The sequence below is a fragment of the Paenibacillus sp. FSL M8-0142 genome (genome assembly GCF_038597315.1).
GTDB classification, from domain to species: Bacteria; Bacillota; Bacilli; order Paenibacillales; family Paenibacillaceae; genus Paenibacillus_AQ; species Paenibacillus_AQ lactis.
The window spans coordinates 730072-750433 of sequence record NZ_CP152008.1 but is presented as its reverse complement, the minus strand read 5'-3'; the positions used below and the strand labels follow the sequence as shown (position 1 = coordinate 750433).

28 protein-coding genes are annotated in these 20362 nt (G+C 50.2%); 2 read left to right on the top strand and 26 right to left on the bottom strand.

Going from position 1 to position 20362, the window contains the following annotated elements; all coding sequences use genetic code 11:
- Positions 1-8: 8 nt before the first annotated feature.
- Both NSQ46_RS03260 and NSQ46_RS03255 read right to left on the bottom strand, forming a co-directional pair.
- The gene (locus tag NSQ46_RS03260; protein WP_007132529.1) at positions 9-239 is read right to left on the bottom strand and encodes a hypothetical protein; all 231 of its coding nucleotides are present in this window, start codon (positions 237-239) and stop codon (positions 9-11) included.
- A 222-nt stretch (positions 240-461) separates the two neighbouring features.
- Positions 462-1070, bottom strand: a complete 609-nt coding sequence (locus NSQ46_RS03255) for a stage II sporulation protein M (protein ID WP_007132530.1) — start codon at positions 1068-1070, stop codon at positions 462-464.
- A gap of 94 nt (positions 1071-1164) precedes the next feature.
- On the opposite strand from NSQ46_RS03255, the gene pdaB reads away from it, so the two are divergent.
- Positions 1165-1968, top strand: a complete 804-nt coding sequence (gene pdaB / locus NSQ46_RS03250) for a polysaccharide deacetylase family sporulation protein PdaB (RefSeq protein ID WP_007132531.1) — start codon at positions 1165-1167, stop codon at positions 1966-1968.
- Positions 1969-2013: 45 nt separating this feature from the next.
- Here pdaB and NSQ46_RS03245 read toward each other — a convergent pair whose 3' ends face one another.
- Positions 2014-2607 (bottom strand): KinB-signaling pathway activation protein, encoded by a 594-nt coding sequence (locus NSQ46_RS03245; RefSeq protein ID WP_007132532.1) that lies wholly within the window; start codon positions 2605-2607, stop codon positions 2014-2016.
- 127 nt (positions 2608-2734) lie between these two features.
- Here NSQ46_RS03245 and gerD point away from each other — a divergent pair, with 127 nt between their 5' ends.
- Entirely contained in the window at positions 2735-3448 is a 714-nt protein-coding gene (gerD, locus tag NSQ46_RS03240; RefSeq protein ID WP_007132533.1) for a spore germination lipoprotein GerD, read from the top strand.
- 490 nt (positions 3449-3938) lie between these two features.
- On the opposite strand, the gene NSQ46_RS03235 is transcribed toward gerD, so the two are convergent.
- The 23 genes from NSQ46_RS03235 to rplR form a co-directional block, all read right to left on the bottom strand.
- Complete coding sequence (locus NSQ46_RS03235) at positions 3939-5036, bottom strand: P-loop NTPase (protein WP_007132534.1); 1098 nt, start codon at positions 5034-5036, stop codon at positions 3939-3941.
- A 63-nt stretch (positions 5037-5099) separates the two neighbouring features.
- Positions 5100-5873, bottom strand: a complete 774-nt coding sequence (gene cwlD / locus NSQ46_RS03230) for an N-acetylmuramoyl-L-alanine amidase CwlD (RefSeq protein ID WP_007132535.1) — start codon at positions 5871-5873, stop codon at positions 5100-5102.
- 73 nt (positions 5874-5946) lie between these two features.
- Positions 5947-7116, bottom strand: a complete 1170-nt coding sequence (gene sat, locus NSQ46_RS03225; protein ID WP_007132536.1) for a sulfate adenylyltransferase — start codon at positions 7114-7116, stop codon at positions 5947-5949.
- Between the two features lie 49 nt (positions 7117-7165).
- Positions 7166-7858, bottom strand: a complete 693-nt coding sequence (locus NSQ46_RS03220) for a phosphoadenylyl-sulfate reductase (RefSeq protein ID WP_007132537.1) — start codon at positions 7856-7858, stop codon at positions 7166-7168.
- 206 nt (positions 7859-8064) lie between these two features.
- Positions 8065-9717, bottom strand: a complete 1653-nt coding sequence (locus NSQ46_RS03215; protein ID WP_007132538.1) for an MDR family MFS transporter — start codon at positions 9715-9717, stop codon at positions 8065-8067.
- Positions 9718-9732: 15 nt separating this feature from the next.
- Positions 9733-10176 (bottom strand): MarR family transcriptional regulator, encoded by a 444-nt coding sequence (locus NSQ46_RS03210; RefSeq protein ID WP_007132539.1) that lies wholly within the window; start codon positions 10174-10176, stop codon positions 9733-9735.
- Between the two features lie 335 nt (positions 10177-10511).
- Complete coding sequence (rpsI, locus tag NSQ46_RS03205) at positions 10512-10904, bottom strand: 30S ribosomal protein S9 (RefSeq protein ID WP_007132540.1); 393 nt, start codon at positions 10902-10904, stop codon at positions 10512-10514.
- A gap of 20 nt (positions 10905-10924) precedes the next feature.
- On the bottom strand, positions 10925-11362 hold the full coding sequence (rplM, locus tag NSQ46_RS03200) for a 50S ribosomal protein L13 (RefSeq protein WP_007132541.1): 438 nt from the start codon (positions 11360-11362) through the stop codon (positions 10925-10927).
- Between the two features lie 329 nt (positions 11363-11691).
- Positions 11692-12498 (bottom strand): tRNA pseudouridine(38-40) synthase TruA, encoded by an 807-nt coding sequence (gene truA / locus NSQ46_RS03195; protein WP_007132542.1) that lies wholly within the window; start codon positions 12496-12498, stop codon positions 11692-11694.
- Between the two features lie 351 nt (positions 12499-12849).
- The gene (rplQ, locus tag NSQ46_RS03190; protein ID WP_007132543.1) at positions 12850-13215 is read right to left on the bottom strand and encodes a 50S ribosomal protein L17; all 366 of its coding nucleotides are present in this window, start codon (positions 13213-13215) and stop codon (positions 12850-12852) included.
- Positions 13216-13255: 40 nt separating this feature from the next.
- Positions 13256-14200, bottom strand: a complete 945-nt coding sequence (locus tag NSQ46_RS03185; protein ID WP_007132544.1) for a DNA-directed RNA polymerase subunit alpha — start codon at positions 14198-14200, stop codon at positions 13256-13258.
- A gap of 134 nt (positions 14201-14334) precedes the next feature.
- Entirely contained in the window at positions 14335-14730 is a 396-nt protein-coding gene (gene rpsK / locus NSQ46_RS03180; RefSeq protein WP_007132545.1) for a 30S ribosomal protein S11, read from the bottom strand.
- 19 nt (positions 14731-14749) lie between these two features.
- The gene (rpsM, locus tag NSQ46_RS03175; protein ID WP_007132546.1) at positions 14750-15118 is read right to left on the bottom strand and encodes a 30S ribosomal protein S13; all 369 of its coding nucleotides are present in this window, start codon (positions 15116-15118) and stop codon (positions 14750-14752) included.
- 20 nt (positions 15119-15138) lie between these two features.
- On the bottom strand, positions 15139-15252 hold the full coding sequence (rpmJ, locus tag NSQ46_RS03170) for a 50S ribosomal protein L36 (protein WP_003333770.1): 114 nt from the start codon (positions 15250-15252) through the stop codon (positions 15139-15141).
- Between the two features lie 131 nt (positions 15253-15383).
- Positions 15384-15599 (bottom strand): translation initiation factor IF-1, encoded by a 216-nt coding sequence (infA, locus tag NSQ46_RS03165; RefSeq protein ID WP_007132547.1) that lies wholly within the window; start codon positions 15597-15599, stop codon positions 15384-15386.
- A 2-nt stretch (positions 15600-15601) separates the two neighbouring features.
- A complete protein-coding gene (locus NSQ46_RS03160; protein WP_028406460.1) occupies positions 15602-15907 on the bottom strand; it encodes a KOW domain-containing RNA-binding protein in 306 nt (101 codons plus the stop codon).
- Positions 15908-15916: 9 nt separating this feature from the next.
- On the bottom strand, positions 15917-16669 hold the full coding sequence (map, locus tag NSQ46_RS03155) for a type I methionyl aminopeptidase (protein WP_007132549.1): 753 nt from the start codon (positions 16667-16669) through the stop codon (positions 15917-15919).
- A gap of 5 nt (positions 16670-16674) precedes the next feature.
- Positions 16675-17319: an adenylate kinase gene (locus NSQ46_RS03150; RefSeq protein WP_007132550.1), complete on the bottom strand. Its 645-nt coding sequence runs from the start codon at positions 17317-17319 to the stop codon at positions 16675-16677.
- An 86-nt stretch (positions 17320-17405) separates the two neighbouring features.
- Positions 17406-18704, bottom strand: a complete 1299-nt coding sequence (secY, locus tag NSQ46_RS03145) for a preprotein translocase subunit SecY (RefSeq protein ID WP_007132551.1) — start codon at positions 18702-18704, stop codon at positions 17406-17408.
- On the bottom strand, positions 18704-19144 hold the full coding sequence (gene rplO, locus NSQ46_RS03140) for a 50S ribosomal protein L15 (protein WP_007132552.1): 441 nt from the start codon (positions 19142-19144) through the stop codon (positions 18704-18706). Before rplO ends, secY begins: the two co-directional genes overlap by 1 nt.
- A 45-nt stretch (positions 19145-19189) precedes the next feature.
- A complete protein-coding gene (gene rpmD / locus NSQ46_RS03135) occupies positions 19190-19375 on the bottom strand; it encodes a 50S ribosomal protein L30 (RefSeq protein ID WP_007132553.1) in 186 nt (61 codons plus the stop codon).
- Positions 19376-19387: 12 nt separating this feature from the next.
- Complete coding sequence (gene rpsE / locus NSQ46_RS03130) at positions 19388-19885, bottom strand: 30S ribosomal protein S5 (protein WP_007132554.1); 498 nt, start codon at positions 19883-19885, stop codon at positions 19388-19390.
- 26 nt (positions 19886-19911) lie between these two features.
- Positions 19912-20280 carry a 50S ribosomal protein L18 gene (gene rplR / locus NSQ46_RS03125; RefSeq protein WP_007132555.1) on the bottom strand — a complete coding sequence of 123 codons (369 nt, stop codon included), beginning with the start codon at positions 20278-20280 and terminating at the stop codon, positions 19912-19914.
- Between the last annotated feature and the right edge of the window lie 82 nt (positions 20281-20362).

The following is a 20362-nucleotide window of genomic DNA, read 5'->3' as shown; positions in this document are numbered from 1 at the left end:
TCTGCGAATTAGTGTTTGAATTGCGGGAACTTCCCGTTACGCGCATATTTGGAGAGTTCTTTCTGAGGAGCAAAGCGGGCATACATGCGAAATACCGTCTTATAGCGATTCGCGATCGCCTGTCTAATATTCTGGTCCAATCGTTGGTCGCTTAAGTCCAGCAGCATTTCATCCAGTTCTTTTCGCAGTACATAATCAAGCTCTTTGCATTCTTTCTCATTGAATAGCATTCCCAGCATGATAGGACCTCCTTATATATTAGCGAACAATGAAATTTCACTTTCATCGGGTTAAAGCAGCTCTTGCCTATGTAAGGTTGATTAACCGATATGGCCGGATCTCTAAACCGAATATAAGCGATTTCTGGTTTTTCAAAACAGCGAGCGCTGTAAGCTTCACTTAACACTCTTGAAGAACAACGCTCGATCCGCTTTATTAGGTATGCACAATTTCCTTGAAAATTATGACATCAGCCACAATGTAATTGTACTTTCGATAATGGCGGCGACCAGCAGAAGCACGACGACCCATAGCGATGCCGTCCCCAGCTTGCGCCAGAAGCCGCGCCACTCCGTGCCGATCCCTCTTCTTTTCTCACCTGATGCAAGCATGCTTCGGAAGACTAACCCGCCGAAAGCAAGACCATACCCGCAGGCAATCACAATGACCGGAATTTCGATGATCCCGTGCGGGAGCAATCCCTTCACAATGAGATCAAACAGACTCTCGCCGCTTGCCTGCACGATTTTCAGCAAAAACCCAATCACCATGCCGTTAACGAGAAGGAATATGAATGGGATAACCCCGAGCAATATGCCTGACAACATGACCAGCACACTCTTGATGCTATTGTTCAAAAATATAAACACAAAGAAGCTCCATTCCGGGTTGTCCGACATCCGCAGCTCCTGACTCATCTCCCCCAGCCCTTGAAGCTGGCTGATAAGCAGCTGCTCAAATTCATCCGATCCCCACCCGATCGCAATCCCGCCGGCAAACAAGACGGCAGAAAGAATGAGCGCCTTCCGGATCGTGGTTAAATCTCTAAGAAAATTGCTAAAACGAAACATTCGGTACCTCCTTTATTGGTATAACTCACAAGTACGAGCATATGTTGAAGTAAACAAGCTACTGCACACTGAAGGGAGAGGGGCAGATCGTATTATGAATTCTTTTTATGTATTCAACGGCAGAAAGATCAAGCGGTTTTTCTTTGTTCTTGCCGCAGCGGTATTTGCAATCGGCGTCATTTATGTGGAGAGCGACAATATCTCGGTTTTCTCTGAAACCGGCCCGTCGGCCATTTACAGCGTGTCTACAGACAAGAAGCAGATAGCCTTGACATTTGATATCAGCTGGGGAGAAAAACGCGCAGAGCCCATTCTGAAGGCGCTAAAAGACAACGGAGTCCAGAAAGCCACCTTCTTCCTCTCCGGACCATGGAGCAAAACGCATCCGGACATCGTGAATGCCATCAAGGAAAGCGGTTATGAAATCGGCAGCCACGGCTTCAAGCACGAGAACTACAGCTCCCTGTCTGATGAGGAGATTCGGAAGCAGATCATGTCGGCTCATGATATTTTAACCTCAATGACCGGACAAGAACCGAAATTAATCCGGATGCCGAACGGCGACTTTGATAAACGGGTCTTAAGCATTGCGGAAAGCCTGAACTACACCGTCATCCAGTGGGATACGGACTCGAGAGATTGGAAGAACATCGGCGTGGATAAAATCGTCGACCGGGTCGTCTCCAAAGCGCATCCTGGCGATATTGTGCTCATGCATGCCAGCGACTCCGTCAAGCAAACGCACGAAGCGCTGCCGCAGATTATTCAAGAACTCCGCAATAAAGGGTATGAGTTCGTCACCGTGACCGACTTGCTCCAGCAAGGAAGCACAAAGGGCACCGAGGTACGCGACCATGCTTCGATTCAAAAAAATATTGAGGATGCCGGCGGGCTGTGATGCTGCCTCCCGCTTTCCTACCGGTAATAAAAAAAGAGCTAAGGTTTAGCTCTTTTTTTCATCCTGCGTAACTTTATGCAGCGTCAGAATTTGGTATGCATTACAGATCAAAAGAGGTACGACCATAAAGATGGTGGCATTGCTCACACCGATCTGCAGGACGCCGATGATTTCCACAATAGAAACCGCCATCATAAAGAACAGCGTCGGTATCCAGGCATTGGCGTTTGTGCTCTTTACTTTAAAATAAGCGACAATGACTGCAACGACCAGAATGGCAATCCCTAAGCCCACATCTTGTCCCAAGCTAGTCGATCCGCCAACGAAGGTGCGGAAGAACATCAGCTCAAGCAGCGCAAGAACGGCTAGCACGATCTGAATGTACTGCCAGGTTTTTTTGCGGAATATGCCTATTCCCATATAATTTAACGTCAGGTAGGCAAAAAAGCCCATCTGGGAATACACGCTCACCAAAGCCCCAGAACCCAACAAAATCAGTGGGTATATTAAAAAATCGGCTACTCCCTTAAAATCGATAAAGCCATTAAACAGCTGCAGCCCCAGACCTACAATTAAGGCCGCTACTGCCCCTACGAGCATCGTCTTCAAAAATAATTTGGACCACTTCCGTAAGCTCAACGAACCTCCACCCCCACAGATCATTATTTTACCAACGTTCACAATAAAAAACCATTCTGAATGCGACATATTTCCGCAAAAGCATCGCATACTATTCACAGAACCGTAAAAAAGGAGGAAAACGGTAATGAAGTGGCCGTTATTTCGTTTATGTATTATCGTCTTCGTTGCTGCCATAACGCTTACCGCTTGCGGCCAGGAACAGAGCGCTTCCCCTCAGCTTGGATATAAAGAGATCAAATCCATGGTGGTCGACATCCTGAAGACCGACGAAGGAAAAAAAGCGGTGGAAGAAGCGCTCGGAGGCGGGTCCGGTTCTTCCGGAAGCACCGGGTCGATGGGGATGCGGATGATGACCGCCCAATCCGGCGAGGAGATCCGGATGGCTGTTAAAGACACGCTTGTATCGGATGAATATAAAAAAGAAATCGAAAAAATTATGACCGACCCGAAATTTGCCGGCGATTTCGCCAAAGCGATCAATTCCCAAAGCAAACAGCTGCATATGCAGTTGATTAAAGACCCTACTTATCAAAAAGCCATTCAGGACATGCTGAAATCTCCGGACGTGATGAAGTCGTTCCTGGAACTGACCAACACGCCGGATTACCGCAAGCAATCCATGACCGTCATGCAAGAGGCAATGCAAAATCCCCTCTTCCGCATGGAAGTGCTGGAGCTTTTGAAATCCGTCGTGAAGGACGAGCTTCAGCCTAAAGTGGAGAAGAAGAAGCCGCAAGAGGATCAGAAGCAAGAGCAAGGCGGCGGTGAAGGCGGCGGCGAGGGTGAAGGTGGCGGCGAAGGCGGCGGTCAAGGTGAAGAGGGCGGCAGCGGAAGTTAACCGTCTGGCCGGTACCCTCTCGACATATCCGGTTAAAGACACTCTTTCACCGGTTATCGTTCTTGACTAACTGGCTGCCTCTTGAAGCCAAAAACCGTACGATTGCAACTGGGTAAATCCCAATAACAGCCTATACAGCCAGTTCATACGCATAACGGCCCATGCAGTTCTCACGCAAAACGGCCTTGTGCCCCATCAAACGCATACGGCTCATCTCCCCGGCCCATACGCCATTACGGCACGTCCAGCTCGGAGGCACGTTAGCCTACTCATGCGCTCACAACACAATCAGCTGCTCATACGCCATAGAGCACATTAGCCTGCTCATACGCTACACGGCCTTCCAACTGGCTCATATGCCACACGGCACTTCCAACTGGCTCATATGCCACACGGCACTTCCAACTGCTCATACGCCAACGGCACATTTAGCCGCTTCATACGCAAACAAGCTCCCATCAGGGAGCTTGTTTTGTTTCGCTATCGCTTATTAACGGTTGCTCTCGCACTTATCCACAATCTTGGCCGCAACCTCATCATATATCGCGGCACTCTCGGTGCCGGGCTTATACACCGAAGGAGAGAAATCAGGCTCGGACGGATGGTTATCCGGCCCGCCGAGCGGCAGCTGCGCCAGCAGCTCTGTGTGGAGCGTCTCGGCAAGCTTCCCGCCGCCGCCGCGCCCGAATACATAATCCTTCTCGCCGCAATGGGAGCAGGCATAGTACGCCATATTCTCTACAACGCCCAATATCTCATGCTCGGTCTGGATCGCCATTGCCCCCGCTCTTGCGGCGACAAATGCCGCCGTAGCATGCGGAGTCGTAACGATGATCTCCTTGCTCTGCGGGATCATCTGATGCACGTCCAGGGCGATATCCCCCGTTCCCGGCGGAAGATCAAGAAGCATGTAGTCCAGCTCCCCCCAAGCCACATCGCTGAAAAACTGGCGCAGCATCTTGCCAAGCATCGGACCGCGCCAAATCACGGGGCTGTTCTCACGGATGAAGAAGCCCATGGACATCACTTTAACGCCGAAACGTTCTACGGGATGAATGACACCGTCATCGGAAACGGTTGGCCCGATTTCGATGCCCATCATATCCGGTACGCTGAAGCCGTAAATGTCCGCATCAATGAGCCCGACCTTTTTGCCTTGGCGCGCCAGCGCCGCAGCCAGGTTGACGGTCACCGTCGATTTGCCGACACCGCCCTTGCCGCTCGCTACAGCAATGAAAGTAACGCCCGATTCCTCGCTCAATAACTCATGGTTCTCCATACCTGCGGCATGGCCCTTCGTCAGCTTCTCCTGGTCGCTCGGCTCCTGATTTCGGGCCGCTTCGCCCCCGCCTTGTTCCAGCGGCCGCATCCGGATATGGATATCCTCCGCCCCCATCGCCTCCAGAAGCTCCCGGATTTGCGCCTCTAAGGAAGCGCGTACATCTTCGCTGCTATAGGTTACGGATAGACGGACTGTCCGTTCTTTGACCACGATATCCCGAATACGCTGAAGCTCCATCAGACTCTTCCCGGTTTCGGGATCGGTCAGCGGCTGGAGTATCTCCTGTACCTGTTCTCTAGTCAGCATGATAAGCACCTCTGCTCTATGTAATGGAATAGACATTGCTTCGATAACATGTCTATTATACCATTACTCTGCAGCTTGTGACGACTCGGACGGGGACTCTCCAGCGGTATAACGCAAAATACCGTTATAGACGGCTGCAGCCACTTTCCGTTGGTATTTCTCGTCCCGGAGCAAGTCGGATTCCTCCGGGTGGGACAAGAATCCCACCTCGACCAGGGCAGACGGCATCTGTAGAGCCTTAAGCAGATATATGGTGTCTTCCGTCTTCGCCAGCCGCTGTGTATTCTGGAGGTTGTGGCGGATTTCGCTCTGGATCAATTCGGCAAGCTTTCTGCTCTCCTCATTGTTCGGAGGGAAGAAGGTCTGCGCCCCTCTCCAACGATTGGAAGGAATGCTGTTCAGATGCAGGCTGATGAATAGATCTGCCCGGCTGTCCTCGATCTTACGCACCCGCTGCTTCAGATCCTCGGTCTTCCGCTTGGAATAGCCCTTGGTCGATTCCGAGGCAAGATCATAATCTCCTTCCCTCGTCATCACCACCAGCGCTCCGGCCTGCTGCAAATAATCGCGTAAATACAGCGTGATGGCTAAGTTTACATCCTTCTCGATCACCCCTTGGCGGCTGACAGCCCCGCCGTCAGGCCCGCCGTGCCCCGCGTCGAGCGCGATCACTTTGCCCGCCAGCGGCAGACTCCAGGTGTTGGAGGTGTTCGCAGATGGAACCTCATACGTAACGACGATCAAAATTAATGCAAGCAGGCCGGCCCCTATTATCGATTGCTTGATTCTCTTCCACGATACCCACAACGTCACCTTGTCCGAACTCCGCCTGGACATAACAAAACCACCTCGTCCCATGAGTTGTACTAACTCCATCATATGGGACAAGGTGGTTATTTATGACCTCAGACTAAACGGAGACCCGCTCCTTCATACCCTCAATCAGCACCTGAGCAACCTCTGGACGCGTAAATTCAGGCGGCGGGCAAACGCCGTCCCGCAGCAGACCGCGAACCTTCGTACCCGACAAGGTCAAGTGGTCCTCCTTCGGATGCGGGCAGGTTTTGCTCGACGCCATATTGCCGCAAGTCTTGCAGAAGAAGCTGTGCTCGAAGAACAGCGGCGTAATGCCGAGCTCCTCTGCCGTGAAGTTCTTGAAGATTTCCTGGGCCTCATACGTGCCGTAATAGTCGCCTACGCCGGCATGATCCCGGCCTACGATGAAATGCGTGCAGCCGTAGTTTTTCCGAACCATAGCATGAAAGATGGCTTCCCTTGGGCCCGCATAGCGCATGGCGGCAGGAAATACCCCAAGGAAGGTCCGATCCTCCGGATAGTAATGCTTCAGCAAGGTTAAATAGCTCTTCATCCGCACATCAGCCGGCACATCGTCCGATTTGGTCTCCCCGACCAGCGGATTCAGGAATAAGGCATCCACGATTTCCATAGCGCTCTTCTGAATGTACTCATGTGCGCGGTGAACCGGGTTGCGTGTCTGGAAACCGACAACGGTGTTCCATCCTTTGTCCCGGAAAGCCTTTCTCGTCTCGGATGGGTCGAAATAAAACTCGCGAAAACGCTCCGGCTGCGGACGATTCAGCACCTGGATCGGCCCGCCTACGTAGGTGGATGGGCGCTCAAACAGCTTTTTAACGCCGGGATGCTCCGGATCGTCCGTCTTAAATACTTGAACAGCCTCCAGCTTCTGATCAACCTGATAAATGCTCTCCACATCAATAACGCCGTAAATAACGCCGTCTTCTTCTCCGACCAGCGCTGCCTTCCGGCCAACCTCAAGCTTGGCTGCCGTCTCCTCATTCACCGCAAGCGTAATCGGAATGCTCCATACGGTTCCGTCGGAGAGCCGCATGGAAGAAACGACAGCGTTATAATCCTGCTCATTCAGAAATCCTTGCAACGGCGAGAAGGCCCCTACGCCGATCAGATCCAGATCCGAGATCGTCCAGGCATTGACCCGAATTGCTTGAAAAGTGCCTGCCTGCTTCAATAAAGCTTCGCGTTCTTCTCCTTGGACGACCCGCTGCACCAGCGTTCCGCCATGGGGGAGTATTGCTGTCATGAATGATTCCTCCTCTTGTGACTCCCATCGATTGGGTATGTGGATCGGATTATTTATGAAGTCCGCACTCGGTTTTCTCATGGCCGGACCAGCGTCCTGCACGCGGATCTTCGCCAGGCATCACTTGTCTCGTGCAATATTCGCATCCGATGCTCGGATAGTTCTGATCATGCAGCGGGTTATAAATCACATCATTCGCGCGGATATAGTTCCATACGTCTTCACTGGTCCAACCGGCGATCGGATTAAATTTGACAAGTCCGAATTTCGTATCGTATTCGATCTTCTTGGCATTCGCCCGGGTAGGCGCTTGGTCTCTGCGGATCCCGGTAATCCAGGCTTCATATTGAGACAAAATGCGGGTTAACGGCTCAACCTTACGAATGTTGCAGCATTGGTTCGGATTCACGCTCCATAGAGCCTCGCCATGCTGAGCGGCCTGCTCCTCCGGCGTAATAAGCGGAGATACCCGGACAAATTCCAAGCCGTACCGCTCGGCTAACCGATCGCGAGTCTCGTACGTTTCCTTAAAGTGAAAATCGGTATCCAAATAAAAAATATCCGTGGACGGGCTGATCTTCTGAATCATATCAACCAATACGACGTCTTCCGCACCGAAGCTGCACGCAAAGGTGATGTTCGGAAACGTGCGGATCGCATATTCGATAACTTCCTCGGCGGACTTGTGCTCAAGCTCTTCCGCCTGCACCTTGATCAAATCTTCTTTCTCCAGCAAATTCATGTTTTGGATGCCTCCCCCGATTTAAACCCGATATTCCTACTGAAATAATATGAATTACCTTCAGTATAAAACATTCCTAATAAATGTCAACCTCAAATCATCATCCGCACGAAGCCAAAAAAATCCTTCCCTGCATACGCAAGAAAGGATTTTCATCGGGTCTTTATTGAACATTTGGAGGTTCCATATGCTCGAAGAGTGACGGCTTAATCCGCTGCCAAAGATGGCTCGGCAGCTTTGATATTCGTTTTTCCAAGGCCGTCTGCGGACGGCTTGTCGCCCTGCTGAGGAGCAGGTCCTTGGTTGCTGGTACGCAGCGGCACTTCCTTCAAGAAGAACACCAGCAAGAGCGCAATGACAAGCACGAGGGCTCCTGTCAGGAATACCATGGACAGCGTGTTGCCCAGCGCATCGCGGATGCTGTCGATCATCTGCATGAAGAGCGGCTGTACATCGGCAGGAAGATTCGCTTGCGTCTGCTCAATCAACGGTTTGTTCATCAGCGTCTGCGGATTCGCAAAAGACAGCATTTGCTGCGCCATCTGCGGATCAAGCGAGCTGAAATCAGGGGCCTGCGGCGATTGCAGCGCCTCCTTCAGGTTTTTGGTCAAGCTGTTGGACATGACCGTACCCATAACCGCGATCCCGATGGTCCCCCCCAGGTTACGGAACAATTGGGAGGAAGCCGTCACCACGCCAAGCTCCTTGTGAGGAACTGCGTTTTGCGTTGCCAAGGAGAAGACCGGCATACCGAGCCCAAGGCCGAGGCCGAAGATAATCGTACTGATGACCGTCAGCCAGAGGTTATCCATAACTACCATGATTCCCATACCGACGATCATAATCGGCACACCGATCAGCGCATAGCGCTTGTACTTGCCGCTCTTGGCGATCAACTGGCCGACGACGGCGCTCATGCCCATCATGAAGACGGACATCGGAATGGTAACATAACCTGCATAGGTAGGCGATATCCCCAGCACGCCTTGCACATAGAAGGAAATATAAATCATGGCTCCCATCAAACCGAAGTTCATAATGAATCCGATCAGATTGGAAATGGTCACGACGCTGTTCTTAAACAGGCTAAGCGGAAGGATCGGCTCCTTCACTTTCATCTCAATAAGGATAAAGATGATAGCCGATACGATGGAAGCAGCGATTAATCCGATGATCTGCGACGATCCCCATGGATATTCGGTCCCTGCCCAAGAGAAAGCCAGCAGCAGCGGAACGATCGATGTTGTCAGGAACAAGGAGCCCAAATAGTCGATCGACTGCCCCTTCTTGCGATCCACCTTCGGAAACAGCGACAATATCATGATGAAAGCAACAATGCCCAGCGGGAGGAAAATCCAGAACAGCCAGCGCCATTCGATATGGTCGACCAGATAACCGCCTAGCGTCGGCCCGAGCACGCTCGAAAATCCGAATACAGCCGTCATCAGCCCCATCCATTTGCCCCGTTCACGCGGTGCGAACAAGTCGCCGACCGCCGTGAATGCCGTAGACTGGATAATGCCTGCACCGATACCCTGAATACCACGGTAAATGATAAATTGGTACACATCCGTCGACGTACCCGTTAAAAAGGCACCCAGCATGAAAAACAATATCCCAATAAGTATAAACGGCTTCCGTCCGAACATGTCGGACAGCTTACCGACCAGAATGGTCGCAATCGTGGAGGTTAATAAGTAGATGTTAATCGTCCACGTATAATAATCCATTCCATCCAAGATCGCGATAATGCGCGGCATCGCCGTGCTCGTAATCGTCTGGTTGATTGCAGCGAAAAACATCGCGGCCATGATTGCGATCATGATGGATATTTTGCGTTTAAGCGTTAAGTGCTCCATATTCTTTTTCCACCCCTACCCCTTGTGTTGGTCTATATTGGACAGCATTAATGAGAAAATCCGTTTCAAATGCTGTATATCATCTTCGGACAGTATGTCGAAGAAGCCCTGTATCATTTCTTTCTGGTCGCGCTTGACCTTCTGTATCATCTCCAAGCCCGCATCCAGAATCGTAATATTGACGACTCGGCGGTCATCCTCTGCGCGCTCCTTCTGAACATACCCTTCGGCGAATAATTTGTCCGTCAGCCCCGTAATCGCCGGCGGCGTCAGCGACAGAGCTTCCGCAAGCTCGGAAACTTTCTGCGGGCCCCGCATCTTCAATACGTACAACACTTGAAATTGCGGAAAGGTTAAATTGTATTTCCCCGCACTCGTCTTGTTCCAATCCTGCGAAATGTTCTTGAGCAGGGCACGGAACATGGACGACACCTGAAAAAGCTCTTCGTTCCGATCCATCCGTATCCTCCTTTCCAATTACTTATCTAATTAATGATTAAATATTAATTATTTAAGTTGTTAATTAAACGACAATAAATAATATAACGCTATTTACATATGGAGTCAAGTGGAGCTATATCATTTGTCATAGACAACACCAGCGTTTTTTCACAGGCTGTGCACATATTGTGCATAAGGGCCTTTCATTTGATGCGGAATTTCCTCCTGATTCTCTTGATACGCTGAATCCGCTGTGTATAAACGGCTTATGGCTTCCATCATTGACGGCACTTATCCCCAAACGCAAAAAAGCCCTTGACCATAATTGGCCAAGGACTCTTGGATGCTGTAAATTAACGCTTGGAGAACTGAGGTGCGCGACGAGCTGCTTTAAGACCGTATTTCTTACGTTCTTTCATACGAGGGTCGCGAGTCAGGAATCCAGCTTTCTTGAGCGAACCGCGAAGTTCCGGATCTGCTTTCAGAAGAGCACGGGAGATGCCGTGACGGATCGCGCCGGCTTGACCGGAAATACCGCCGCCATGAGCGATAACGAGCACGTCATACTTACCAGCTGTTTCTGTCAGATTCAAAGGTTGTTTAACGATCAGTTTGAGGGTTTCCAAACCGAAGTATTCATTAATATCACGTTTATTGATGACAATGCGTCCTTCACCCGGTACGAGGCGTACACGTGCTACCGAGTGCTTACGACGACCTGTCCCATAGTATTGTACTTGAGCCATGAAACTGTCCTCCTTTTTAATTAACCGCGAAGTTCGTAAACTTCTGGTTTTTGTGCTTCATGTGGATGTGCTGTGCCTGCATATGCTTTCAGTCTCAGCTTCATTTTCTCGCCCATGCGAGTTTTAGGAAGCATACCGTGAACTGCGCTTTCGATCACGCGTTCCGGGAATTTTGCAATCAGGTCTTGAGCTGCAGTTACTTTCAATCCACCTGGATGCAGGGAGTGACGATAGTACTTCTTGTTCTCCATCTTCTTGCCAGTGAGGCGGATTTTCTCGGAATTGATAACAATTACGAAATCCCCTGTGTCAACATGTGGAGTAAATTGAGGCTTATGTTTGCCGCGGATCAGAGCCGCAACTTCACTTGCCAAACGGCCAAGCGTCTTGCCTTCGGCATCAACGATGTACCATTTGCGCTCAACTTCATTTGGCTTCGCCATATAGGTGGTACGCATGTATAGTTCCTCCTTGTATTCGTCCGAAAATCATTTCATTATCATCATTTATCTTCGTTCATGTGTAATGCATGTTCATGTTGTTGCTTCGTGTTACGTCATTCTGTGGCATCTTCTTAACCGGGGCTGTGGGAGAGCCGTTAAGAAAACACAACTAATATAATACAGGATTCAACCTGCTTACGCAAGTGTTTTTTAGGCTTTCCAGGTTATGCTTCCCGCTTTACTCGAACAAGTTGCCAAACACGTCAAGAACCGTTCTAGCCCCTCTGTATGACAGCCTCGCTTGCAGCGGCTCCCACCCGTCTACTAACTGAAGCACAGCGTGTTCAGGTCGTTTGAATGGATGGAGTCTCCGCTATCGAGGGGATATCATATTCCACTTCCCACAGCATCAGACCTTTGCTCATGGCGGTAGGCCCGGCTGCTGCCCGGTTTTTGGCTTCCAGAATCACCCGCATATCATCCGGGTGGCGTCTGCCTTCACCCACTTCGATCAGCGTCCCCATAATAATCCGGACCATATGCTGAAGGAAGCCGTTGCCGGTCAAATACGTATGAATGATTCCTTGATCTTTCGTGCCCGGTCGGCACATTGACGTATCCGTCTCGATCCAGGCGTCGAATATCGTACGTACATGGGACGGCTTCGTCGACTTGCGTGATGCAAACGTCGTGTAATCATGCGTCCCGATCAGATGAGAAAGTCCCTGCCGCATGGCTTCGATATCCAGCTTCCCGTAATGATGGATCTGGTATCTGCGGTTAAAAATATCAGGGAACTGGTTCGCATTGATCGTATAGCGGTACGTTTTACGCTTGGCTGCGCGGCGGGAATGGAAATCCTCCGGCACCTCCATCGCTTCCGTGACCACGATATCTTCCGGCAGCCAGGTATTTAAGGCCATGCACCAACGCTCCAGCGGGATTGGGGAAGCCGTGTAAAAATTAAACACCTGACCGCGCGCATGCACGCCGGCATCCGTCCGTCCCGATGCTGTGATTTTCAACTGCTCACCGGATAAGCGGTGAATAGCCTCCTCCAAATAATCCTGAATTGTGTGGCCACCCGGCTGGGTTTGAAAGCCGTTATAATCGGTACCGTCGTAACTGACTTTCATCAGAAGATTCCGCATGCTGCCCTCCTGTAATGCTTGCCGTCTACTACACGATCCCCATTACGCTAAGGTACCGGCATCCGATCGGATCCATTCCCCTTCAGAGCGGTGTAGACGTTCTTGATGATCAAAAAAAGAGCCCCAAAGGAGCTCCTTTTCATCATGCTTGGCTAAAACCCTTCGAGTCAGCCGCATGACTAGAAGGTCCCCGTTATCATTGCCCATGGGGCAGTCGAGACGAGTCGAACCATCGAATGCTCGACTAGATCTCGTACCACGTCCCCTGCTGGCTCTACCCCGTATTCGCAGTGCGAATAAACATGTGTAGAGCCGGGCATACATAACTACAGTCACTTCATGAAAACAATCTTACGCGCGATCCACCAGTTCCAAGTAAACCATTGGAGCTGCGTCACCACGACGAGGACCCAGCTTCAGGATACGAGTGTATCCGCCTGGACGCTCTGCGTAACGAGGTGCGATTTCGGAGAACAGCTTTTGAATTGCGTCCTGTTCGCCATCCACCGTTTCACGACGTACGAATGCAGCTACTTGACGACGAGCATGAAGATCACCCTTCTTTGCCCGCGTGATCAGCTTCTCAGCGATCGAACGAACTTCTTTCGCTTTCGCTTCTGTCGTTTGAATGCGCTCATATAAGAAAAGGTCGGTTACCAGGTCACGGAACAACGCTTTACGCGCACTGGAATCGCGGCCCAACTTTTGGTATGCCATCTGTTATTCCCTCCTTTGCTAAGCTAAGCCGATTGAAAGCTTAATCCTCCGTACGAAGTCCCAGGCCAAGCTCTTCGAGCTTCTCTTGTACTTCCTCCAAGGATTTGCGTCCGAGGTTCCGGACTTTCATCATATCCTCTTCGGTTTTCGTGGTCAGCTCTTGTACCGTATTAATGCCGGCACGCTTCAAGCAGTTGTAGGAACGAACGGAAAGATCCAGCTCCTCGATCGTCATTTCAAGCACTTTTTCTTTCTTGTCTTCTTCCTTCTCAACCATGATCTCTGCGTCCTTCGCTTCGTCGGTCAGACCCACGAAGAGGAACAGATGCTCCGTCAAGATTTTGGCGCCGAGGCTTACAGCCTCCTCCGGCCGAATGCTTCCATCCGTCCAGATTTCAAGCGTCAATTTGTCGTAGTTGGTTACTTGACCAACACGCGTATTTTCCACGCCGTAATTAACACGGCTAATCGGAGTATAGATCGAATCGACGGGAATGACGCCGATAGGCTGGTCATCGCGTTTGTTCCGATCCGCCTGGACATAGCCACGACCGCGACTAGCAAAAATACGCATATGAAGTCTTGCACCAGGGCCGAGCGTTGCAATATGAAGATCCGGATTCAGAATCTCCACATCGCTATCCGCGCGAATGTCACCTGCGGTAACAACCCCTTCACCCTCCGCATCAATCTCGAACACTTTTTCTTCGTCGGAATGAATCTTGAGCGACAAAGCTTTCAGGTTCAGAATGATTTCGGTCACGTCTTCCATGACACCCGGAATCGTGGAAAATTCATGCAGTACGCCATCGATTTGAATCGATGTAACCGCAGCGCCCGGGAGCGAGGACAGCAGAATGCGGCGAAGTGAATTCCCCAGCGTTGTGCCGTAACCGCGCTCCAGCGGTTCCACTACGAATTTCCCATAGGTTCCTTCTTCATTGACATCAACGGTCTCAATTTTCGGCTTTTCGATTTCAATCACGCAAGTACCCCTCCTTCAAACGTCGCTCCTATATGAAACTGTCATCTTATCCAGTAATCCATGTAGTAGTATGCCTAAACAACCATTCTTAGCAGATTGCACTAGTTTTATACCACACTAACAGGATGACTTCATTATACGCGACGACGTTTTGGTGGGCGGCATCCGTTATGCGGAATTGGTGTAACGTCTTTGATCAGGTTGACTTCAAGGCCAGCTGCTTGCAGGGAACGAATCGCTGCTTCACGACCAGCGCCAGGACCTTTAACCATTACTTCCACCGATTTCATACCGTGCTCCATAGCCGCTTTGGCAGCTGTTTCAGCAGCCATTTGCGCAGCGAACGGGGTCGACTTACGGGAGCCTTTAAATCCAAGGCCGCCGGAGCTTGCCCAAGAAATCGCGTTTCCGTGAGGATCCGTAATCGTTACGATCGTATTGTTGAACGTGGAACGGATATGAGCCACGCCACTTTCAATATTTTTGCGGTCACGACGTTTAGTACGTACGACTTTTTTTGGTTTAGCCATTGTCTGTTATCCCCCTTTCTTATTTCTTCTTGTTCGCTACGGTACGACGAGGACCTTTGCGTGTACGAGCATTGGTTTTGGTACGTTGTCCACGAACAGGCAAGCCGCGACGGTGACGAATACCGCGGTAGCAGCCAATCTCCGTAAGACGTTTAATATTTAAGGAAATTTCACGACGCAGGTCACCTTCTACCTTAACCATTTTGTCGATCGTTTCGCGCAATTTGCTGACTTCATCTTCTGTCAAATCACGAACACGAGTGTCCGGATTGATGCCAGTTTCCTTCAGAACTTTCTGGGAAGTCGTTTTACCGATTCCGAAAATGTAAGTCAAGGCGATCTCAACGCGTTTGTCACGTGGCAAATCCACACCAGCTATACGAGCCATTTTACGCTACACCCCCTTCTTTAACCTTGTTTTTGTTTGTGCTTCGGATTTTCACAGATAACCATTACGTTCCCTTTGCGGCGAATGACTTTGCATTTTTCGCAAATAGGCTTTACAGAAGGTCTTACCTTCATGCTAATTACCTCCTCCAAGTTTTACGTTGTAAAACCAGCTTCGAAACTAAACGGACGTTTGTAGCCGCTGCTGAGTTTTACATCTGTAAAACCGCTTCGCAGCTCTTTGATTCCCCAGGGGAACCGAAAATCTATTTACGGTACGTGATGCGACCTTTGGTCAAATCGTACGGCGAGAGTTGAACAACCACTTTGTCTCCTGTAAGAATACGGATAAAGTGCATCCGCAACTTTCCGGAAACATGAGCGAGAATTTGATGACCATTCTCCAGCTCGACTCTAAAGGTAGCATTCGGCAACGGTTCAATAACCGTTCCTTCGACTTCAATGACATCTTCTTTAGCCACAATTAGTCTCCTTTCTGATCAGCCTTGGATTTATCGGATACAAACCGGCTTACGGCAAACCGCAGCTTTCCGTTTGTGACCCGACCGCTTTCTTGCAAACTGTTTACAACTTCACTGCTAATGAAGGGCTGGGGCTCCAGATGAAGAACATTCTTCTTCTTCGCTCCGTCAAACTTCCGTTTGTCCCCATCCGCGATCCATGCGAACCTGGAATCCTCCATCGAAACGATAACGGCATACTGTCCGGCATCTCTGCCCTTCAGCACTTTAACAATCTGGCCGACTTGCATCGTGACTTCCTTGTTCAAGTTCATCACCTATTCCGGCAGCTTCGTCAAAATTTCCATACCGTCCGGCGTCACCGCTACCGTATGCTCGAAGTGAGCGCACAGGGAGCCATCGACCGTTACTACCGTCCAGTTGTCTTCCAGCGTCTTAACATGCCGTTTTCCGGCGTTAACCATCGGTTCAATCGCAAGCACCATGCCCGGCTTGAGCCTTGGCCCCCGGTCGGGTACGCCGTAATTCGGAATTTGCGGATCCTCATGCAGTTCTGTACCCACACCATGACCGACGTATTCCCGGACGACAGAAAAGCCTGCATCCTCGATATAGCGCTGGATGGCGTGAGAGATTGTAAACAAGCGGACATCCGGTTTGACAAGCGCGAGTCCGGCATAGAGCGAGCCTTCCGTTACGTCCAGCAGACGCTGGGCGTCTTCGGAGATTTCGCCGACCCCGTAGGTCCATGCCGAGTCACCATGGTAACCCTCGTACTGCGCACCGATATCAAACGTTACGATATCGCCTTCGATTAATTTGCGTTTGCCTGGAAATCCATGCACCAATTCTTCATTGACTGATGCGCAAATGCTGGAAGGAAATCCGTTGTAGCCTTTGAAAGATGGCACAGCGCCTTGGCTTCGAATGAACTTGTCGGCCATAAGGTCCAGTTCCCCGGTCGTAATGCCCGGTTCTACATGAGCGGCAAGGAGCTTGTGGCATTCCGCCACAATTCTTCCTGCTTCTCTCATCAAGCTCAGTTCCGCTTCGGATTTACAAATGATCATTATCGTTAACCTCGCAGTAAAGACGCAATTTGTGCGGAAACCGCGTCGATTTCCTGATCACCATCGATTTGACGCAAAAGACCTTTGTTCTCATAAAACGTGAGGAGTGGTGCTGTTTTGTTGATATATTCGTCCAAGCGAATGCCGACGCTCTCTTCGTTATCGTCGGAGCGCTGATACAATTCGCCGCCGCATTTATCACAAATGCCTTCCTGTTTAGGAGGATTAAAGATCACATGATAAGTCGAACCGCAAGACTTGCAAATCCGGCGGCCTGTAAGGCGTGCCAGAAGCTTATCCCGATCCACTTTCAGGTTGATGACATGATCAAGACTGGTGTTCATGCGGGAGAGAATGTCATCCAGCGCTTCCGCTTGCGAAAGGGTTCTTGGAAAACCGTCCAATAAGAAACCTTTTTCGCAATCGGACTGCTGCAATCGCTCTTCCACGATACCAATCGTTACATCATCAGGCACCAGCAGGCCTTGATCGATGTACTCCTTCGCTTTCACTCCAACCGGAGTGCCCTGCTTGATCGCGAGGCGAAATGCATCGCCGGTCGAGATATGAGGGATACCGAATTCATTCACGATATGCTCTGCTTGCGTTCCTTTTCCTGCCCCAGGAGGACCCATGAATAAAATGTTCACTTAAGTCACTCCCTCCTCTTGCCAGTAGCAAGAACAACACAATAGGCGCCGGGAAGCAGTAAAGCCTACTCGCCGGAACCTATCGCCTATTTATTGATAAAACCTTTGTAATGACGTTTGATCAGCTGGCTCTCGATTTGCTTCATCGTATCCAGTGCAACACCGACAACGATGAGCAAGGAGGTTCCGCCGATCTGAACCGTACGCGGAAGTCCTGCAAGCGCCCCGAAGAACACTGGAAGCACAGAGATCACGGCCAGGAACAGAGCTCCTGTCATGGTCAGACGGGTCATCACCCGTGTCAGATACTTCTCGGTTGCCTTACCAGGACGGATGCCTGGCACGTAACCGCCGTTCTTCTTCATGTTATCCGCCATTTGGTTCGGGTTCATCTGCACGAATGTGTAGAAGAAAGTGAAACCAATGATCATGAGAACATAGAGGACCATTCCAAGCGGGCTGTCATACGCCAGATTCTTGGTAACCCATTTTGCCCAATCCATATGCGCCCAGAAGCTGGCCAGGATGACCGGGAACTGGAGCAGCGACATCGCGAAGATTACCGGGATAACCCCTGCAGCGTTAATCTTTAATGGAATGTGCGTGTTCTGTCCACCGTACATTTTATTGCCTACAACACGCTTCGCGTATTGTACAGGAATCTTGCGGATCCCTTGCTGGATGAATACAACACCCGTAATGATCAGAATCAGAATCAGAAGGATGATGACACCCTTCAGCGTATTCAGGAAGATTTGGTTATCCTGAATGAAGTTCGATTCGACCAGAGTCCGGATATGCATCGGGATTCCAGCAGCAATACCTGCAAAGATAATAATCGAAATTCCGTTGCCGATTCCCCGTTCGGTAATCTGCTCACCGAGCCACATCAGGAATGCGGTACCCGCGGTAAGCACGATTGCAATGACGAGATAATCCACGAACGTTGCTCCAGGAACCATTTCGGCGCCATATAAACGGTTGAAACCGATCGACATCCCGAAGGCCTGAATGAGACCCAATATTACCGTACCATAACGGGTAATCTGAGCCAACTGCTTCTTACCGTGTTCCCCTTGTTTGTTCCATTCCGTAAACTTCGGAATGACGTCCATCGATAACAGCTGAACGATAATGGACGACGTAATATATGGAAATATCGAGAGGGCAAAGATCGAAAACTGCGACAGTGCGCCCCCCGAGAACGTGTTAAGGAGACCAAACAATTCGTTCCCTGCTTGATTCGTCTGCGTAAAGACTTCTTTATTGACACCGGGTACCGGTACAAACGATCCGAGACGGAAAATGATCAGAACGAACAGTGTGAACAATATCCGTTTCCTTAGGTCCTCGACACGCCATATATTTTTCAGGGTCTTAACCATTAGATCACCTCGGTTTTACCGCCGGCAGCCTCGATCTTCTCTACCGCAGATTGAGAAAACTTATTAGCTTTTACAGTCAAAGAAACGGTAACTTCACCGTTGCCAAGAATTTTGATTCCGCTCTTCGTATTGTTAACAATACCGCTCTCAACCAAAACTTCTGGAGTCACTTCAGTACCTGCTGCAAAGCTGTTAAGCTCTTCGATGTTCACAATCGCGTACTCTTTGCGGGTCGGGTTTACGAAACCACGCTTTGGAAGACGACGATACAACGGGTTCTGTCCGCCTTCAAAGCCTGGACGCACACCACCGCCGGAACGAGCGTTTTGTCCTTTGTGACCGCGACCTGATGTTTTACCCGTACCGCTGCTCGTACCGCGGCCAACGCGCTTGCGCTCTTTGCGGGAACCAGGTGCTGGGCTCAGCTCATGTAACTTCATCGTTCGTTGCACCTCCTTAATATGTCCGGGATCCCTATCCCGGGATTAACCTTCGATTTCTTTAACAGAAACCAGGTGATTTACTTTCTTGATCATTCCGCGAATCGCAGGATTGTCGTTTTGAACCACGGAATGGTTGATTTTACGAAGTCCGAGTGTCTTCACGGTTGCACGCTGATCCTCTGGACGTCCAATCACGCTGCGTACGAGGGTGATTTCAAGTTTAGCCATGAGATTCCCTCCTTAACCCAACAGCTCTTCGACGGATTTGCCGCGAAGCTTGGCAACATCTTCAGCACGCTTCAGGCGGGACAAGCCCTCCAAAGTCGCATTGACCATGTTCATGGAGTTCGAAGAACCTAGAGATTTTGTCAAAATGTCGCCTACGCCAGCCAGCTCGAGCACGGCACGAACCGGACCGCCGGCGATAACCCCAGTACCTTCGGATGCCGGCTTCAACAATACTTTGCCTGCTCCGAAGTGACCTTGCACAAGGTGAGGAATGGTAGTTCCAACGAGTGGAACGTGGATCAGGTTTTTCTTAGCATCTTCGATACCTTTGCGGATTGCATCCGGTACTTCGCCTGCTTTACCGATACCTGCTCCTACCCAACCTTTGCCATCACCGACAACTACCAGTGCACTAAAGCTGAAACGGCGTCCGCCTTTAACAACCTTAGCAACGCGGTTAATATTTACAACTCTTTCAGTCAGTTCTAAAGTGTTAGGATCTACACGCAAGTCGTTTACCTCCTTTTGAAGTTATCTTAGAATTCAAGGCCTGCTTCGCGAGCTGCTTCTGCAAGAGCTTGAATACGTCCATGGTACAAGTATCCTCCGCGGTCGAATACAACAGACTTGTATCCTTTCTCCGCAGCACGTTTTGCAACGAGTTCGCCAACCTTACGAGCGGATTCTACGTTACCGCCGTTTTGGATGTCGCTGCTCAATTCTTTATCAAGCGTAGAAGCCGATGCCAAAGTTACGCCGGCAACATCGTCGATCAGTTGAGCGTAGATGTGTTTCGAAGAACGGAACACATTCAGACGAGGACGCTCAGCAGTTCCTTGAATTTTCTTGCGGACACGCAGGTGTCTCTTCAAGCGAGCTTTGTTCTTGTCTTGTTTCGTGATCATGCTTCCCTTTCACTCCCTTCAGTTTTGCCTTAACAGCTTCACTTTTAGACGCATCGGGTAAGTAAGGAAGAACAGGTTAGCT

Excerpts from the sequence above, each read along its gene's own strand:
- pdaB (WP_007132531.1), top strand. The coding sequence starts at position 1,165 with ATGAATTCTTTTTATGTATTCAACGGCAGAAAGATCAAGCGGTTTTTC.
- cwlD (WP_007132535.1), bottom strand. The coding sequence starts at position 5,873 with ATGTCCAGGCGGAGTTCGGACAAGGTGACGTTGTGGGTATCGTGGAAG.
- map (WP_007132549.1), bottom strand. The coding sequence starts at position 16,669 with ATGATCATTTGTAAATCCGAAGCGGAACTGAGCTTGATGAGAGAAGCA.
- rpsM (WP_007132546.1), bottom strand. The coding sequence starts at position 15,118 with ATGGCTCGTATAGCTGGTGTGGATTTGCCACGTGACAAACGCGTTGAG.
- NSQ46_RS03215 (WP_007132538.1), bottom strand. The coding sequence starts at position 9,717 with ATGGAGCACTTAACGCTTAAACGCAAAATATCCATCATGATCGCAATC.
- gerD (WP_007132533.1), top strand. The coding sequence starts at position 2,735 with ATGAAGTGGCCGTTATTTCGTTTATGTATTATCGTCTTCGTTGCTGCC.
- NSQ46_RS03255 (WP_007132530.1), bottom strand. The coding sequence starts at position 1,070 with ATGTTTCGTTTTAGCAATTTTCTTAGAGATTTAACCACGATCCGGAAG.
- sat (WP_007132536.1), bottom strand. The coding sequence starts at position 7,116 with ATGACAGCAATACTCCCCCATGGCGGAACGCTGGTGCAGCGGGTCGTC.
- truA (WP_007132542.1), bottom strand. The coding sequence starts at position 12,498 with ATGCGGAATCTTCTGATGAAAGTCAGTTACGACGGTACCGATTATAAC.
- NSQ46_RS03210 (WP_007132539.1), bottom strand. The coding sequence starts at position 10,176 with ATGGATCGGAACGAAGAGCTTTTTCAGGTGTCGTCCATGTTCCGTGCC.
- NSQ46_RS03220 (WP_007132537.1), bottom strand. The coding sequence starts at position 7,858 with ATGAATTTGCTGGAGAAAGAAGATTTGATCAAGGTGCAGGCGGAAGAG.
- rpsK (WP_007132545.1), bottom strand. The coding sequence starts at position 14,730 with ATGGCTAAACCAAAAAAAGTCGTACGTACTAAACGTCGTGACCGCAAA.
- rplR (WP_007132555.1), bottom strand. The coding sequence starts at position 20,280 with ATGATCACGAAACAAGACAAGAACAAAGCTCGCTTGAAGAGACACCTG.
- secY (WP_007132551.1), bottom strand. The coding sequence starts at position 18,704 with ATGGTTAAGACCCTGAAAAATATATGGCGTGTCGAGGACCTAAGGAAA.
- rpmD (WP_007132553.1), bottom strand. The coding sequence starts at position 19,375 with ATGGCTAAACTTGAAATCACCCTCGTACGCAGCGTGATTGGACGTCCA.
- rplM (WP_007132541.1), bottom strand. The coding sequence starts at position 11,362 with ATGCGTACCACCTATATGGCGAAGCCAAATGAAGTTGAGCGCAAATGG.
- rplQ (WP_007132543.1), bottom strand. The coding sequence starts at position 13,215 with ATGGCATACCAAAAGTTGGGCCGCGATTCCAGTGCGCGTAAAGCGTTG.
- NSQ46_RS03235 (WP_007132534.1), bottom strand. The coding sequence starts at position 5,036 with ATGCTGACTAGAGAACAGGTACAGGAGATACTCCAGCCGCTGACCGAT.
- rpsI (WP_007132540.1), bottom strand. The coding sequence starts at position 10,904 with ATGGCTCAAGTACAATACTATGGGACAGGTCGTCGTAAGCACTCGGTA.
- rpmJ (WP_003333770.1), bottom strand. The coding sequence starts at position 15,252 with ATGAAGGTAAGACCTTCTGTAAAGCCTATTTGCGAAAAATGCAAAGTC.
- rplO (WP_007132552.1), bottom strand. The coding sequence starts at position 19,144 with ATGAAGTTACATGAGCTGAGCCCAGCACCTGGTTCCCGCAAAGAGCGC.
- NSQ46_RS03260 (WP_007132529.1), bottom strand. The coding sequence starts at position 239 with ATGCTGGGAATGCTATTCAATGAGAAAGAATGCAAAGAGCTTGATTAT.